We start from the raw sequence: 14,359 nt of genomic DNA, 5'->3' as shown, positions 1-14,359 counted from the left end.
CGTAGCAGGTCAGAGGGGGTCCCCCCGTCACCCGCACCGTAGGCCCTGTGGGACTCGAACCCACAACCAATGGATTAAAAGTCCACTGCTCTGCCAATTGAGCTAAGGGCCCAGGCGATGTTGTCTCCCCGAGCATAGCGGGACGTGGCCGTGTCTCCGATCGGGTATCGGGGACACGGCCGTGCCGGACGAGGGGAACGAGGTCGGATGGGTCCGGAGTGCTACGGATCTACCGGTTCGGGCGCCCCGGATCGCGCCGCCTCCCGCGCCTTCGTACGCGCATGTTCCGGGTTCAGGAACCAGTGCCGGGCCGACGCCGTCCACCAGGCCGCCGCGAAGCCAAGTACCACCAGTACCGCGACCGGCGCGTAGTTGAAGGACTCCCAGGTGACCGGGGAGACCTGGGGCAGCATGAAGAGAATCGTGATCACGGCCACCCAGATCACCGACACGATCCCGATCGGCCGCGACCACCGGCCCAGATGCCACGGCCCGCGCTGGAAGTCGTCGCCCTTCCCCAGCCGCAGCAGGGTCGGGATGACGTACGCGATGTAGAGGCCGATCACGGCGACGGACGTCACCGCCGCGTAGGCCGTGTAGTTGATCAGGTAGGGCAGGCCCATGAGCAGTGCGCCCGCCGCCGCCAGCCACACCGCCGCGACCGGGGTCCGGGTGCGCGGGCTCACCGTGTGCCAGACGCGGGAGAACGGCAGCGCGCCGTCGCGTGAGAAGGCGTAGATCATGCGGCTGTTGGCCGTCACCGACGCCATTCCGCAGAAGAGCTGCGCGCCGATCACCACCAGGAGAAGCAGCTTTCCCGTCGTCGCTCCCAGCGCGTCCAGGAGGATCTGGGCCGGGGGTGCCCCCGTCGGTGACTTCCGCTCCGCGTCGTAGGACTGGATCGCGTACGTGAAGCCCAGCAGGAGGACGAAGCCGGCTATCCATGACGTCCAGATGGCACGGACGATGCCCTTCGGGCCCGCCGTCGACGCGTCGTGCGTCTCCTCCGTCATGTGGGCGGAGGCGTCGTAGCCGGTGAAGGTGTACTGCGCCATCAGGAGGCCCAGCAGGACGACGTAGACGCCGCTGCCCCAGCCGGTGTGGTTCACGAACTTCGTGAAGACGAAGGTCGTCGACTGGTGGTGGTCGGGGACGAAGGTCAGCGCGCCCACGATCACGCCGACGCCCACCACGTGCCACCACACGCTCACGCTGTTGAGCAGCGCGACGATCTTCACTCCGAACGTGTTCAGCAGGCCGTGCAGGATCAGGATCGCGGCGAAGAGGAGCACCGTGCGGCCCGGGGTCACCTCGAAGTCGAACTGCAGGTTCAGGTACGCGCCCAGGAAGGACGCGGCGCCGAAGTCGATGCCCGCGGTCACCGCGACCTGGCCGAGCACGTTGAACCAGCCCGTGAACCACGCCCAGGCCGCCGCCGTGCGCGGGGGCGCGAGGCGGTGGGCCCAGAAGTAGAGGCCCGCCGACGTGGGGTAGGCCGAGCAGATCTCGGCCATCGACAGGCCGACGAACAGCGTCATCAGGCCTACGGCCACCCAGCCCCAGGTGATCACGGCCGGGCCGCCCGTGATCATGCCGAACAGGTACAGCGTCAGGCAGCCCGACAGGACCGAGATGATCGTGAAGGAGACCGCGTAGTTGGAGAACGCCGACATGCGGCGGGCGAGAACCTGCGTATAGCCGAGCTGGGCAAGCCGTTCCTCGTCGGAGAGACCGGGAGCATCTCCCTTTGACAGCCCACTCGCTATGGCGTCATCTGTCATGCCCCCAGCGATTCCCCCGGCGGGGACGTGACATGCGCCACTTAAGGACTCGATAAGGACTCGAAGTGGCCAAAAAACATCCCCACGCGCCGTCCCTGCACACAGTGAAGCGGCCCCCACCCGATCTCCCGGGCAGGGGCCGCTCCACTACGTCAGCTCACATCAGGTCACTTGACCTCAGCCGTTGCGCTTCCAGCGCGGCTTGTCGTCGCGGCGGCCGAAGGTGCCGGTGCCGGTACCCGTGCCGGTCGTGCCGCGGTGGCCGGACGGACGGTCGTGGCCGCCGGCGCGGAAGCCCGGGCGGTCGCCCTGGCGGTCACGGTTGAACGGGCGGTCGCTGCCCCGGTGACCGGTCGCCGGACGGTCGTCGCGACGGAAGCCGCCGCGGTCACCGCCCGAGGGACGGTCGTCGCGCCGGAAACCACCGGACGGACGGTCGTCACGACGGTCGAAAGAACGGCCACCACGGTCGCCGCCCGAGGGACGGTCGTCGCGGCGGAAGCCACCCGAGGGGCGGTCGTCACGACGGTCGAAAGAACGACCACCGCGGTCGCCGCCACGGTCGCCGCCCGACGGACGGTCATCGCGGCGGAAGCCACCCGAGGGGCGGTCGTCACGACGGTCGAAAGAACGGCCACCACGGTCGTTGCCGCCGCGGTCGTCACGACGGTCGTCGCGGCGGAAGCCACCGGACGGACGGTCGTCACGACGCTCGAAGGAACGACCACCACGGTCACCGCCACGGTCGTTGCCGCCGCGGTCGTCCCGGCGGAAGCCACCCGACGGACGGTCGTCACGACGGTCACGGCGCTCGTAGTTGCCCCGCTCGTCACGCTGCTGGCGCGGACGGTCGTACGACGACTCCTCGCGCACCGGCGCCTCGGCGACCGGCTCGGCAGCCGCGGCCTCGACGACGGCCGCAGCGGCCTCGGCCACCGCGACCTCCGGGTCCTCGCCCCGCTCGCGCGCGGCACGGGCGACCAACCGGTCGGACTCCTCGCGGAGTTCGGCGGCGCGGCGGGTGGCCCGCTCCAGCTCCTTGGTGAGCTGGACGACCTCGCGCTCGGCCTGCTGCGCGGCGTCGCCCGCCGACTGGGCCTGGACCTCGGTCATCGAACGGGCGCCGGTGATCTCGGCGACCTCGGGCTCGAAGGCCGTACCGGAGTTGATGATGTGACGCCCGGCGTCGACGCCCGCGTCCTCCATCAGCCGGAAGATCTGGCGGCGCTGGTGCGGCAGGGAGAGGGAGACGACGGTGCCCGTACGACCGGCACGCGCGGTGCGGCCCGCGCGGTGCAGGTAGTCCTTGTGGTCGCCGGCCGGGTCCACGTTCAGGACCAGGTCGATGCCGTCGACGTGGATACCGCGGGCGGCCACGTCGGTCGCGACGAGCGCGTTGACGTAGCCCTCCTTGAAGTCCGCCAGCGTCCGCGTGCGGGCGCCCTGCGTCATACCGCCGTGCAGCGCGTCGGCCTTCACACCGGCGTCGCGCAGCTGCTCGGCGATACGGTCGGCGCCCAGCTGGGTGCGGACGAAGATGATCGTGCGGCCCTTGCGGGAGGCGATCGCGGCGGTGACCGGCGCCTTGTCCTTGGGCTTCACGATGAGGATGTGGTGGGACATCGTCGTGACGTTGCCCTGCGCGCTGTCGACCTCGTGGGTGACCTCGTCGGTCAGGTAGCGCTTGACCAGCGTGGAGATCTCGTTCTCCATGGTCGCCGAGAACAGCATGCGCTGGCCGCCGGCCGGGATCTGGTCGAGCAGCTCGGTGACCTCGGGCAGGAAGCCCAGGTCGGACATCTGGTCGGCCTCGTCGAGGACCGCGATGCTCACGTCCTCCAGGGAGCAGGCGCCGCGGTTGATGATGTCGCGGAGGCGGCCGGGGGTGGCCACCAGCACATCCACGCCGCGCTCAAGGGCGTAGATCTGGTTGCCCATCGACGTGCCGCCGCAGACGACCTTCATCTTCAGGCCGAGGACGTCGCCGTAGGGCTGGAGCGCGTCGGCGACCTGCATCGCCAGCTCGCGGGTCGGGGTGAGGATGATGCCGCGCGGGCGCTTCTTCTGGGTGTGACCGCCGGACAGCGTCGCCAGCAGCGGCAGACCGAACGAGAGGGTCTTGCCGGAGCCGGTGCGGCCACGGCCGAGGATGTCCTTGCCGGCCAGGGCGTCCGGGATGGTCGCCGCCTGGATCGGGAAGGGGGCTGTCACGCCGTTCTGCGCGAGCTTGCGCACGATGCCCTCGGGGAGACCGAGCGACGCGAACGTCACCTCGGGAGCCTCCGCGACAGCGTCTACGGCCGTCTCGGTGCCCTCGTTCTCGGGCATGACGACGTGATCAGTACTGGAAATGGACATGCGAATGCGAAACCTTCCGGAGTCTCCGTCGGCACGCGCCCGTCAACTCCGTGATTCGCTATCGACCGCCTCAATGCGGTCCGCCACGGCAAGGGAGAGTACGCGCCACACGGCGCGCTCTACAGTGGCGCCGGGCAATGGGATCAAACGATCTACCACCTTACGCACCTACCACCCCCCAACGCAAACCGGCCTTCATTGACGTGCGTCACACCCGCCCCTACGCCGGTGACCCGGCCGCCGGCGCGGGCTCCCGGTCCACGAGCTGCGGTACGGGATCCTCGTGCGCCGAGGACGAGGGCTCCGCGACGGTCGGAGCGGCGGACGACGGCTGCGCGGACGGCGTCGGGTCCACGGGCGGCGGCGTCCGCGTCGCGGTCGGCTGCGGCGCGGCCGTGGTCGGCACCCCCGGCTTCGCACTCGTCCCCGGTCTGGGCGCCGTGGAGGCGGACGGACTCGCCGCGCCCCCCGGCGCCGACGGCGAGGCCGAACCCGACGCGGACTCCCCGGGCCCGGGCTTCCCGTGCCCGTGCTTCCCGTCCCCCGCCGACCCGCCGTACCCGAGCCCGCCCCCCGGCGCCCCCGAACCGCCGTCGGGCGCGTCACCGGCGTGCCGCCCGGCCGAGTGCGAGGGCTTGGCACCGCCGCCCGCGTCGTCACCCACGCTCATACAGCCGGCGGCAGCGGCGACGACGGCGACCGCGGCGGCCAGACGGACGGGTACGTACATGGGGCGCACGGGGCCACCTCCGAGGGCGGAAAAAGGAGTCGCCCTCTCAACTCCCGCCGCCCACCGGAAGACACGCGTTCCACCGCCGTCGCCCATTCCTGGCCGGGAATTGCCCCCCGCCCGCACTCGCAGCACGATCGGCCCCGAAGCGACCGCAGCGCCCGAAGGAGCCACGGATGACCGGGACGACCGACCCCCAGCACCTCGCCGCCCGCTACATCGCCCAGTGGACGGAACCGGACCCCGCCCGACGCCGGACGGCGATCGAGAGCCTCTGGGCCGAGGACGGCACCCACGTCCTCCACCCACCCGCCGAGATCCGCGAGCTCGCCGCGGACCTCGGCTTCGACCACCCCACCCTCCGCGCCCAGGGCCACGACGCCATCGAGACCCGCGTCGCACGCGCCCACCAACGCTTCGTCGAGAAAGGCGAGTTCACCTTCCGGGCACGCACCGACGCGGTACGCCTCGACGGCCTGATCCGGTTCCGCTGGGACACGGTCACCGTCGCCGACGGCCAAGTGGTCGGCGGCGGCCTCGAAGTACTCGCACTCGACACCGACGGCCGCATCCGCACCGACTACATGTTCCCCGGAGCCTGATCCCCCGTCGCCGCGGCGGCCGACACCAACGCCTCCGCCGTCGCCGCGTCCGCCGGCAGGAACGCCTCCAACTTCAGCTCCGCGAGGGTCACATCCACCGCGGTCGCGAAGGTCGTCACCGTCGTCATCAGCCGCAACTCCCCGTACGACGACCGCAGCCGCAAGGGCACCGCGAACCCCAACTGCCCTTCCCCGGACTCCAGTTCCGGCACATACCCGGCCAACTCGGCCCGCAACTGCGGCAACCCGCCCAGCCGGGCCACGATGTGCCGTGCCCACTCGGCCAGGTTGAGGATCCGCGGCGCCAGCCCGTCCGGATGCAGCGCCAGCCGGTACACATTCGCCCCCGGCCCCACCAGCTCCGCCGCCGCACCCTCCGTGATCACCCCGAACGCGCTGTTGGCATCGACCAGTTGACCCTCCCGGTCGACCACCACCGCGGGATACGGCAGATGCCCGCGCAGGATGTGCCCGATCGCCGCCCGCACCGGAGCCAGCACCGGCCCCGCCAACGGACTCTCCGCGTACACCGGCGCGAACCCGGCCGCCAACAACAGCTCGTTCCGCTCCCGCAACGGCAGTTCGAGCGACTCGGCGAGCCGCACGACCATGTTCCGCCCCGGCACCGACCGCCCCGACTCGATGAAACTCACATGCCGCTGAGTGGTCCCGGCCCGCGACGCCACCTCCAGCTGACTCAGCCGACGGCTCGTACGACGCTCACGCAGCACCTGGGAAAAATCCACACCCCAGTTCTACGACGCCCCGCCCCAACCGGCGATTCCGCGCAGGGAATTGAGGCCATACCCGCCCCCGACGACCATCGGGCCCATGAACACCGGCGTACTTTCCACCAAGCCCCTCAAGATCGGCGTACTGCTCCCCACCGGAACCGCCCAATGGGCCAAGGACGACGACCCGCGCGACCTCATCACCCTCGGCCGCAGCGCCGAACACCTCGGCTTCACCTCCCTCTTCGTCAACGACTCCCTCATCACCCCCCGCATCGAAGCCCTCACGATGCTCGCCGCCCTCGCCGCCACCACCGGGACGGCCACCCTCGGCACCGGCGCCCTGCTCCCCTTCCTGCGCCGCCCCGTCCAGACCGCCCAGACCCTCGCCTCCATCGACCTGCTCTCCCAGGGCCGCCTCACCCTCGCCGTCGGCGCCGGCTTCCCCGGCCGCTTCGGACGCCCCTTCTACGACCTCTCCGAAGTCCCCTGGCCCCGCCGCTTCGCCCGCCTCGACGAGACGGTCCGGCTCTGGCGAGCCCTCTGGCAGGGCGCCGACACCTTCCACGGCGAGTTCCACCACCTCACCGACCTCCCGCCCGCCCTGCGCCCCACCCGCCCCACCGGCCCACCCATCTGGCTCGCCGGCGCCACCCCGGCCGCCCTGGCCCGCACCGGCCGCCTCTACGACGGCTGGCTCCCCTACCCGCCCGACCCCGCCGACTACACGACCGGCCTGCACGACATCCACCGGGCGGCCACCGCGGCGGGCCGCACCCCCGAGGCCATCACCCCGGCACTGTTCGTCACCGTACGAATCGACGACGACCCCCGGACCGCCCGAGCCGCACTCGACGACTACGCCCACGCCACCTACGGCATGTCCCTCCCCGAGCTGGAGAAGATCCAGGCCGTCGTCGCGGGCACCGCGGAGCAGGTCACCGACCGCCTGAACCGCTACGTCACCGCCGGCGCCCGCCACCTCATCACCCGCCCGGCCGCCCTGAACCTGCGCGCCCAGCGCGAGCAGATGGAACGCGTCGCCGCACTGATCCCCGACCTGACGACCCCGTCATCGCCCCGAACCCGCGTTCGTCCCGGACAATAGGCGTGTGCTGGAAATGACACGCGAGGCGTTCGAAGAGCTGGTGAGCGAGGCCCTGGACCGGATCCCGCCCGAACTGACGCGGGTCATGGACAACGTGGCCGTCTTCGTCGAGGACGAACCCGAACCCTCCGACCCCGAACTCCTCGGCCTCTACGAAGGCACACCCCTCACCGAACGCGGCGAGTGGTACGCCGGCGTCCTCCCCGACCGGATCTCGATCTACATGGGCCCGACCCTGCGCTACTGCGCGACCACCGAGGACGTCGTCCACGAGGTCGCCGTCACCGTCGTACACGAAGTCGCCCACCACTTCGGCATCGACGACGAACGCCTCCACGAACTCGGCTGGGGCTGACCCACTCCCACGGCCCGCCCCGCATACACACCCCCACTCCTGGGCATACGGGACCAATGGCCAGCGTCCCCGTCGCAGCCCTGAACCACCTCCGCCGGGCCCAGCGCGCCCTGACCCACCGCTACCGCGCCCGCCGCCCCCGCCCCACCCTCGAACTCGTCCCCCAGCCACACCCCTGGCCCCGCGCCCTCGGCCTCATCACGGTCGTCCTCGTCGGGGCCTGGCTCGGCCTGCTCATCGTCGGCGACGTCCGCGCCCAGGTCGGCCCCATGAACACCACGATGACCCTGCGCCCCTCCCTCACCGGCGGCACCAAGATCAACATCTCCCCGCTCGGTGCCCTCTCCCTCGACAGCCACCACGCCCCCGTCCGCCTCGACGTCAACGTCGACCAGCTCGACCCCGAACGCTCCCAGGCCCTCGTCGACCACCCCGAACGCATCTCCGGCCTCCAGGACGAAGTCGCCCACGACGTCGAACACGGCACCCTCGACCTCGCCGTACGCTCCTGCACCGCCGTCGTCCTCGGCGCCACCACCCTCGGCCTCGCCGTCTACCGCCGCCCCCGCCGTGCCCTCACCGCCGGCGGCCTCGCCCTCACCCTCCTCGCCGCGTCCGGAGCGACCGCCTACGCGACCTGGAACCCCAAATCCATCCTGGAACCCAAGTTCTCCGGGCTGCTCTCCTCCGCCCCCTCCGTGGTCGGCAACGCGCGCAACATCGTCACCGAATTCGACGTCTACCAGCAGGAGTTGGCCCGCCTGGTGACCAACGTGACCAAGCTCTACAACGTCACGTCGACGCTCCCCGCCTACCAGCCGGACCCCACCACCATCCGCGTCCTCCACGTCTCCGACATCCACCTCAATCCCGCGAGCTGGAAGATCATCGCGTCGCTGGTGGAGCAGTACGAGGTGAACGTGATCGTCGACACCGGCGACACCATGGACCACGGCACGGCGGCGGAGAACGGCTTCCTGGACCCCATCGCCGACCTCGGCGCCCCCTACGTCTGGGTCAGGGGCAACCACGACTCCCTCGTCACCCAGCGCTATCTGCGGCGCATGAAGAACGTGCACGTCCTGGACGAGGGCCGGGCGGAAACGGTCGCGGGCGTGCGCTTCGCGGGCATCGGCGATCCTCAGTTCACCCCGGACCGCTCGGTCGCCCCCGGCGGCAACGCGGCCGAGGAACTCGCCGGCGACCAGCTCGCCTCCTCCCTCCGCGACCAGCGGGCCGCCGGCACCCCCGTCGACATCGCCCTGGTCCACGAACCGTCGGCGGCACGCCAGACCGACGGCGAGGTCCCGCTCGTCCTGGCCGGCCACCTCCACCACGAAGGCACCGAGGTCATGCGGCACGGCACCCGCCTCCGCATCGAGGGCTCGACGGGCGGCAGCGGACTGCGCGCGGTGGAGGGCAAGTACCCCGACCCCATCGAGGCGTCGATCCTCTACATCGACCGCGACACCCACCGCCTCCAGGCCTGGGACGAGATCAAACTCGGCGGCCTGGGCCTGACGACGGCCGAGGTCAGCCGCCACCTCCCGAAGGAGAACCTGCCGGGCGCACCCCAGTCCCCCAGCCCGTCTCCCAGCCCCTCTCCGAGCCAGGCATCGGAGGCACCTTCAAAGGCTCCATCGGGGACCCCGTAAACCGTTTTGGCGATACCTCCCGCCATCCCATATGCTTCTCACGTCCCCGACGCGCTGAGAAGCGCCCAGGCGGGCCGATAGCCCTCATCGTCTAGCGGCCTAGGACGCCGCCCTTTCAAGGCGGTAGCACGGGTTCGAATCCCGTTGGGGGCACGCAACACCGTGTGCGACACTGGCTCCGCCAGTTCGCACGCAACAGCTTGGTCCTGTGGAGCAGCTTGGAGTGCTCGCCACCCTGTCAAGGTGGAGGCCGCGGGTTCAAATCCCGTCAGGACCGCTGAGATTCCGCAAGGAATCTCGTGGCTGGGTAGCTCAGTTGGTACGAGCGATCGCCTGAAAAGCGATAGGTCGCCGGTTCGACCCCGGCCCCAGCCACCGGATCGAAAGCCCTGTCCCACCGGGACAGGGCTTTCGTCGTGGCCGGACGACACAGGGTGGGGCGCGATGGGCCAGGACACGAACCTGGAGAAGACACGGGCGCGGTACGGGCTGCTCGCGGTGGTGGGCAGCAATGCGGCGATCACCGCGGTGGCGATCTTCGGGGTGTGGCAGCTGGACGGTGACCGTGCGGTGATCGTGGGGGTCCTGTCCTCGGCGTTCACCGCGATGGCGAGTCTGACCACGGCGTACCTGGGGATCAAGGCCGTGTCGAATACGGCGCAGTCGATGTCACGGGATTCCGGTCAGCGCCGACCAGCCGGTCCGGCGCTCGAGGACGAGGCTGTTCAGGCCGACGGGGGTCCGGGGGCGGAGCCCTCGGGGACGGCCGGCATCCCCTCGCCCACTACTCCGACAACGGCACCCTGACTCACCCGCACGACCCCCCGCCAACCCGCCCCCACCAATTCATTCGCCAGGAATTTCGCCAAGGTGAGATCCTGGACGGCGTATGTCTACGCACCCCGCCTCCGCCCCCGGCGCTCCCGCCGCCCCCGCCCTCGGCGATCTCGCCCCCCGCCTGGCCGAGCTGACGCTGCGCGATGCGCACCGGCTCGGGCGCAGGCTCGAAGGCGCGCGCAGGATCCGTAAGCCGGAGGCCCGTGCCGCCGTTCTCGCCGAGATCGAGGGCGAGGTGGCCCGTGGCGAGGAGCGGATGGCCGAGCGGCGCCGCCGTATCCCCGCGATCTCGTATCCCGAGCAGTTGCCGGTCAGCCAGAAGAAGGCCGACATCGCCGCCGCGATCCGTGATCACCAGGTGGTGATCGTGGCCGGTGAGACCGGTTCAGGGAAGACGACCCAGATCCCGAAGATCTGTCTCGAACTCGGCCGTGGCGTCCGCGGCATGATCGGGCACACGCAGCCCCGTCGTATCGCCGCCCGTACCGTGGCGGAGCGGGTCGCGGAGGAGATGGACACCCCGCTCGGCGAGGCCGTCGGCTGGAAGGTCCGTTTCACCGACCAGGTGAACCAGGAGTCGACCTTCATCAAGCTGATGACGGACGGCATCCTGCTCGCCGAGATCCAGACCGACCGTGAACTGCGCGCCTACGACACGATCATCATCGACGAGGCCCACGAGCGGTCCCTCAACATCGACTTCCTGCTCGGCTACCTCGCCCAACTCCTCCCCAAGCGCCCGGACCTGAAGGTCGTCATCACCTCGGCGACCATCGACCCGGAGCGGTTCTCGCGGCACTTCGGCGAGGCCCCGATCATCGAGGTGAGCGGCCGGACGTATCCGGTCGAGGTGCGTTACCGGCCCCTCCTCGAAGACGACTCGGACGACTCCGACCGCGACCAGATCACCGCGATCTGCGATGCCGTGGAAGAGCTTCAGGGCGAGGGCAAGGGCGACATCCTCGTCTTCCTCTCCGGCGAGCGGGAGATCCGCGACACGGCGGACGCGCTGACAAAGAAGAACTACCGGTTCACCGAGGTCCTCCCCCTCTACGCCCGCCTCTCGCACGCCGAGCAGCATCGGGTGTTCCAGCAGCACACGGGCCGCAGGATCGTTCTGGCGACCAACGTCGCCGAGACCTCCCTCACCGTCCCGGGCATCAAGTACGTCATCGACCCCGGCTTCGCCCGCATCAGCCGCTACAGCCACCGTACGAAGGTGCAGCGGCTGCCCATCGAGGCGGTCAGCCAGGCAAGTGCCAATCAGCGCAAGGGTCGTTGTGGTCGTACGTCGGACGGCATCTGCATCCGCCTGTACTCGGAGGACGACTTCGAGGCCCGCCCGGAGTTCACGGACGCCGAGATCCTCCGTACGAACCTCGCCTCCGTCATCCTCCAGATGACCGCGGCCGGTCTCGGTGACATCGAGAAGTTCCCGTTCATCGATCCGCCGGACCACCGCAACATCCGCGACGGTGTCCAACTCCTCCAGGAACTGGGCGCGTTGGACCCGGGCGAGAAGGACCCGCGGAGGCGGCTGACGCAGACCGGCCGCAAGCTCGCCCAACTGCCCGTGGACCCCCGGCTCGCCCGCATGGTCCTGGAGGCCGACAAGAACGGCTGTGTCCGTGAGGTCATGGTGATCGCCGCCGCGCTCTCCATCCAGGACCCGCGCGAACGCCCCGCCGACAAGCAGACCCAGGCCGACCAACAGCACGCCCGCTTCCGGGACGAGACAAGCGACTTCCTCGCGTTCCTGAACATGTGGCGGTACATCCGCGAGCAGCAGAAGGAACGCGGTTCGTCGGCGTTCCGGCGGATGTGCAAGCAGGAGTACCTGAACTTCCTCCGCATCCGCGAGTGGCAGGACATCTACAGCCAACTCCGCACGGTGGCCAAGCAGATGGGCATCCAGTTCAACGAGGAGGACGCGGCCGAGCAGAGCGTCCACGTCTCCCTCCTCGCGGGCCTGCTGTCGCACATCGGCATGAAGGACGTGAAGGACGGCGCGAAGAACGAGTATCTGGGCGCCCGTAGCGCCAAGTTCGCGATCTTCCCGGGTTCGGCGCTCTTCAAGAAGACCCCGCGTTTCGTCATGTCGGCGGAGCTGGTGGAGACTTCGCGGCTCTGGGCGCGCGTCAACGCGAAGATCGAGCCGGAGTGGGTCGAGCCGCTCGCCGGCCATCTTCTCAAGCGGACCTACAGCGAGCCGCATTGGGAGAAGGACCAGGCGGCGGTGCTGGCCTTCGAGAAGGTCACGCTCTACGGCGTCCCGATCATCGCCCAGCGCAAGGTGAACTACGGCCGGATCGACCCCGAGGCGTCCCGCGAGCTGTTCATCCGCAACGCGCTGGTCGAGGGCGACTGGCGCACACACCACAAGTTCTTCGCCGACAACCGCAAACTCCTCACCGAGGTGGAGGAGTTGGAGCATCGAGCCCGGCGCCGGGACATCCTGGTCGACGACGAGACGCTCTACGACTTCTACGACCAGCGGGTGCCCGAACACGTGGTGTCCGGCGCCCACTTCGACTCGTGGTGGAAGCAGAAGCGGACCGAAGAAGGCAGAGAACCCGAACTCCTCGACTTCGAGCGCTCGATGCTCATCAACGAGCGTGCGGGCGACATCAGCAAGGACGACTATCCGGACTCGTGGCGGCAGGGGCCGCTGAAGTTCCGGGTGACGTACCAGTTCGAGCCGGGTGCGGACGCGGACGGGGTCACGGTCCACATCCCGCTGCACGTCCTCAACCAGGTCACGGACGAGGGCTTCGACTGGCAGATCCCGGGGCTGCGGGAAGAGGTCGTGACGGAACTGATCCGCTCCCTCCCGAAGCCGATCCGCCGCAACTACGTACCGGCACCGAACTTCGCCCAGCGCTTCCTGAAGGCTGCGGTTCCCCTCCAGGAGCCGTTGACGGTCACCATGGCCCGCGAGTTGAAGCGGATGGTGGGTGTCCCCTTCACCGCCGACGACTTCGACTGGTCGAAGGTCCCGGACCATCTCCTCATCACCTTCCGGATCGTGGACGAGCGGCGCCGGAAGCTGGCCGAGGACAAGGACCTGGAGGCGTTGAAGCTCCGGCTGAAGCCGAAGGCGCGGCAGGCGATCTCGCAGGCCGCCGCGGCGACGGCGGAGCGTGAGGGCGGGGAGTCGCTGGAGCGGAAGGGGCTGACCGACTGGTCGATCGGCACGCTCACGCGGGTGTTCGAGACGCGTCGGGCGGGCCAGCCGGTGAAGGCGTATCCGGCGCTGGTCGACGACGGCGACACGGTGTCCGTGCGGCTCTTCGACACGGAGGCCGAGCAGGCGGAGGCGATGTGGAAGGGCACGCGGCGGCTGATCGTCCGCAACATCCCGGTCAATCCTGCGAAGTTCGCTTCCGAAAAGCTCACCAACGCGCAGAAGCTCGCGCTGTCCGCGAATCCGCACGGTTCGATCCAGGCGTTGTTCGACGACTGCGCGATGGCGGCGGCCGACAAACTCATCGGCGACTTCGGCGGGCCGGCCTGGGACGAGGAGTCGTACCGGAAGCTGTACGAACGGGTGCGGGCGGAGATCGTCGACATGACAGTCCGGACCGTGAACCAGGTCCAACAGGTGCTGGCCGCCTGGCAGGCCTGTGAGCGCCGTCTGAAGGCGGCGAGCAGCCCGGCCCTCCTCCCGAACCTCGCGGACGTACGAGCGCAGCTGGACGCCCTTGTGAAGCCCGGGTTCGTCACGGCGGCCGGGATACGTCGCCTGCCCGATCTGATGCGCTACCTGGTGGCCGCGGACCGTCGTCTGCAGCAGATGCCGACGGGGGTGCAGCGGGACACGACCCGCATGGAGAAGGTCCACGAGATGCAGGACGAGTACGCGTGGCTCCTGGAACAACTCCCGCAGGGCCGCCCGGTGCCGTCCTCCGTCCGCGACATCCGCTGGATGATCGAGGAGCTCCGGGTGAGCTATTTCGCGCACGCGCTGGGCACGGCGTACCCGGTCTCCGACAAGCGGATCGTGAAGGCGATCGACGCCGCCGCGCCGTAACAGCACCTGCACGCAGGGTGAGTTCGACCAGGCGGGCCACCCTCCTGTACAGTCTCGTCTCGCAGCACAACGCACCATCAAGTGCCGCGAAACCAGGTCCTGTGGAGCAGCTTGGAGTGCTCGCCACCCTGTCAAGGTGGAGGCCGCGGGTTCAAATCCCGTCAGGACCGCA

Annotated in this window: 10 protein-coding genes and 5 tRNA genes; 10 read left to right on the top strand and 5 right to left on the bottom strand. The window is 69.7% G+C overall.

The features are described 5' to 3' along the window. Positions 1-39: 39 nt before the first annotated feature. From OC490_RS39685 to OC490_RS39670, 4 genes are all read right to left on the bottom strand, one after another. Positions 40-112, bottom strand: a tRNA-Lys gene (locus OC490_RS39685). A gap of 109 nt (positions 113-221) precedes the next feature. Next, positions 222-1,781: an amino acid permease gene (locus OC490_RS39680; RefSeq protein WP_262062901.1), complete on the bottom strand. Its 1,560-nt coding sequence runs from the start codon at positions 1,779-1,781 to the stop codon at positions 222-224. 177 nt (positions 1,782-1,958) lie between these two features. Continuing rightward, positions 1,959-4,139 carry a DEAD/DEAH box helicase gene (locus tag OC490_RS39675; RefSeq protein WP_262062900.1) on the bottom strand — a complete coding sequence of 727 codons (2,181 nt, stop codon included), beginning with the start codon at positions 4,137-4,139 and terminating at the stop codon, positions 1,959-1,961. A 220-nt stretch (positions 4,140-4,359) separates the two neighbouring features. Continuing rightward, positions 4,360-4,869 (bottom strand): hypothetical protein, encoded by a 510-nt coding sequence (locus OC490_RS39670; protein ID WP_262062899.1) that lies wholly within the window; start codon positions 4,867-4,869, stop codon positions 4,360-4,362. A gap of 176 nt (positions 4,870-5,045) precedes the next feature. Between OC490_RS39670 and OC490_RS39665 the strand changes: the two genes are divergently transcribed. Beyond that, positions 5,046-5,471, top strand: coding sequence for a hypothetical protein (locus OC490_RS39665; RefSeq protein WP_262062898.1), 426 nt, complete (start codon positions 5,046-5,048; stop codon positions 5,469-5,471). Here the strand turns inward: OC490_RS39665 and OC490_RS39660 are convergent. Further along, a complete protein-coding gene (locus OC490_RS39660; RefSeq protein WP_262062897.1) occupies positions 5,450-6,217 on the bottom strand; it encodes a helix-turn-helix domain-containing protein in 768 nt (255 codons plus the stop codon). The genes OC490_RS39665 and OC490_RS39660 overlap by 22 nt on opposite strands. An 85-nt stretch (positions 6,218-6,302) precedes the next feature. On the opposite strand from OC490_RS39660, the gene OC490_RS39655 reads away from it, so the two are divergent. The 9 genes from OC490_RS39655 (at position 6,303) to OC490_RS39615 (ending at position 14,357) form a co-directional block, all read left to right on the top strand. Then, on the top strand, positions 6,303-7,310 hold the full coding sequence (locus OC490_RS39655; RefSeq protein ID WP_262062896.1) for an LLM class flavin-dependent oxidoreductase: 1,008 nt from the start codon (positions 6,303-6,305) through the stop codon (positions 7,308-7,310). A gap of 4 nt (positions 7,311-7,314) precedes the next feature. Continuing rightward, positions 7,315-7,665 (top strand): metallopeptidase family protein, encoded by a 351-nt coding sequence (locus OC490_RS39650; protein WP_262062895.1) that lies wholly within the window; start codon positions 7,315-7,317, stop codon positions 7,663-7,665. A gap of 56 nt (positions 7,666-7,721) precedes the next feature. Beyond that, the gene (locus tag OC490_RS39645; RefSeq protein WP_262062894.1) at positions 7,722-9,320 is read left to right on the top strand and encodes a metallophosphoesterase; all 1,599 of its coding nucleotides are present in this window, start codon (positions 7,722-7,724) and stop codon (positions 9,318-9,320) included. An 80-nt stretch (positions 9,321-9,400) separates the two neighbouring features. Beyond that, positions 9,401-9,473: transfer RNA gene (locus OC490_RS39640), tRNA-Glu, on the top strand. Positions 9,474-9,522: 49 nt separating this feature from the next. Next, positions 9,523-9,597 (top strand) — tRNA-Asp (locus tag OC490_RS39635). Positions 9,598-9,621: 24 nt separating this feature from the next. Next, positions 9,622-9,695 (top strand) — tRNA-Phe (locus OC490_RS39630). Between the two features lie 69 nt (positions 9,696-9,764). Continuing rightward, positions 9,765-10,127, top strand: coding sequence for a hypothetical protein (locus OC490_RS39625; RefSeq protein WP_262062893.1), 363 nt, complete (start codon positions 9,765-9,767; stop codon positions 10,125-10,127). An 82-nt stretch (positions 10,128-10,209) separates the two neighbouring features. Beyond that, a complete protein-coding gene (hrpA, locus tag OC490_RS39620) occupies positions 10,210-14,187 on the top strand; it encodes an ATP-dependent RNA helicase HrpA (protein ID WP_262062892.1) in 3,978 nt (1,325 codons plus the stop codon). A gap of 95 nt (positions 14,188-14,282) precedes the next feature. Next, positions 14,283-14,357 (top strand) — tRNA-Asp (locus OC490_RS39615). The last annotated feature ends 2 nt before the right edge of the window (positions 14,358-14,359 follow it).

It is taken from the genome of Streptomyces sp. STR69 (genome assembly GCF_024519455.1).
Taxonomy (GTDB): Bacteria; Actinomycetota; Actinomycetes; order Streptomycetales; family Streptomycetaceae; genus Streptomyces.
This window is presented reverse-complemented; position numbering and strand designations above follow the sequence as displayed.

What these genes read in the sequence shown, in the direction of transcription:
- OC490_RS39625 (WP_262062893.1), top strand. Translation starts at nt 9,765, where the DNA reads ATGGGCCAGGACACGAACCTGGAGAAGACACGGGCGCGGTACGGGCTG.
- OC490_RS39645 (WP_262062894.1), top strand. Translation starts at nt 7,722, where the DNA reads ATGGCCAGCGTCCCCGTCGCAGCCCTGAACCACCTCCGCCGGGCCCAG.
- hrpA (WP_262062892.1), top strand. Translation starts at nt 10,210, where the DNA reads ATGTCTACGCACCCCGCCTCCGCCCCCGGCGCTCCCGCCGCCCCCGCC.
- OC490_RS39675 (WP_262062900.1), bottom strand. Translation starts at nt 4,139, where the DNA reads ATGTCCATTTCCAGTACTGATCACGTCGTCATGCCCGAGAACGAGGGC.
- OC490_RS39670 (WP_262062899.1), bottom strand. Translation starts at nt 4,869, where the DNA reads ATGTACGTACCCGTCCGTCTGGCCGCCGCGGTCGCCGTCGTCGCCGCT.
- OC490_RS39655 (WP_262062896.1), top strand. Translation starts at nt 6,303, where the DNA reads ATGAACACCGGCGTACTTTCCACCAAGCCCCTCAAGATCGGCGTACTG.
- OC490_RS39680 (WP_262062901.1), bottom strand. Translation starts at nt 1,781, where the DNA reads ATGACAGATGACGCCATAGCGAGTGGGCTGTCAAAGGGAGATGCTCCC.
- OC490_RS39665 (WP_262062898.1), top strand. Translation starts at nt 5,046, where the DNA reads ATGACCGGGACGACCGACCCCCAGCACCTCGCCGCCCGCTACATCGCC.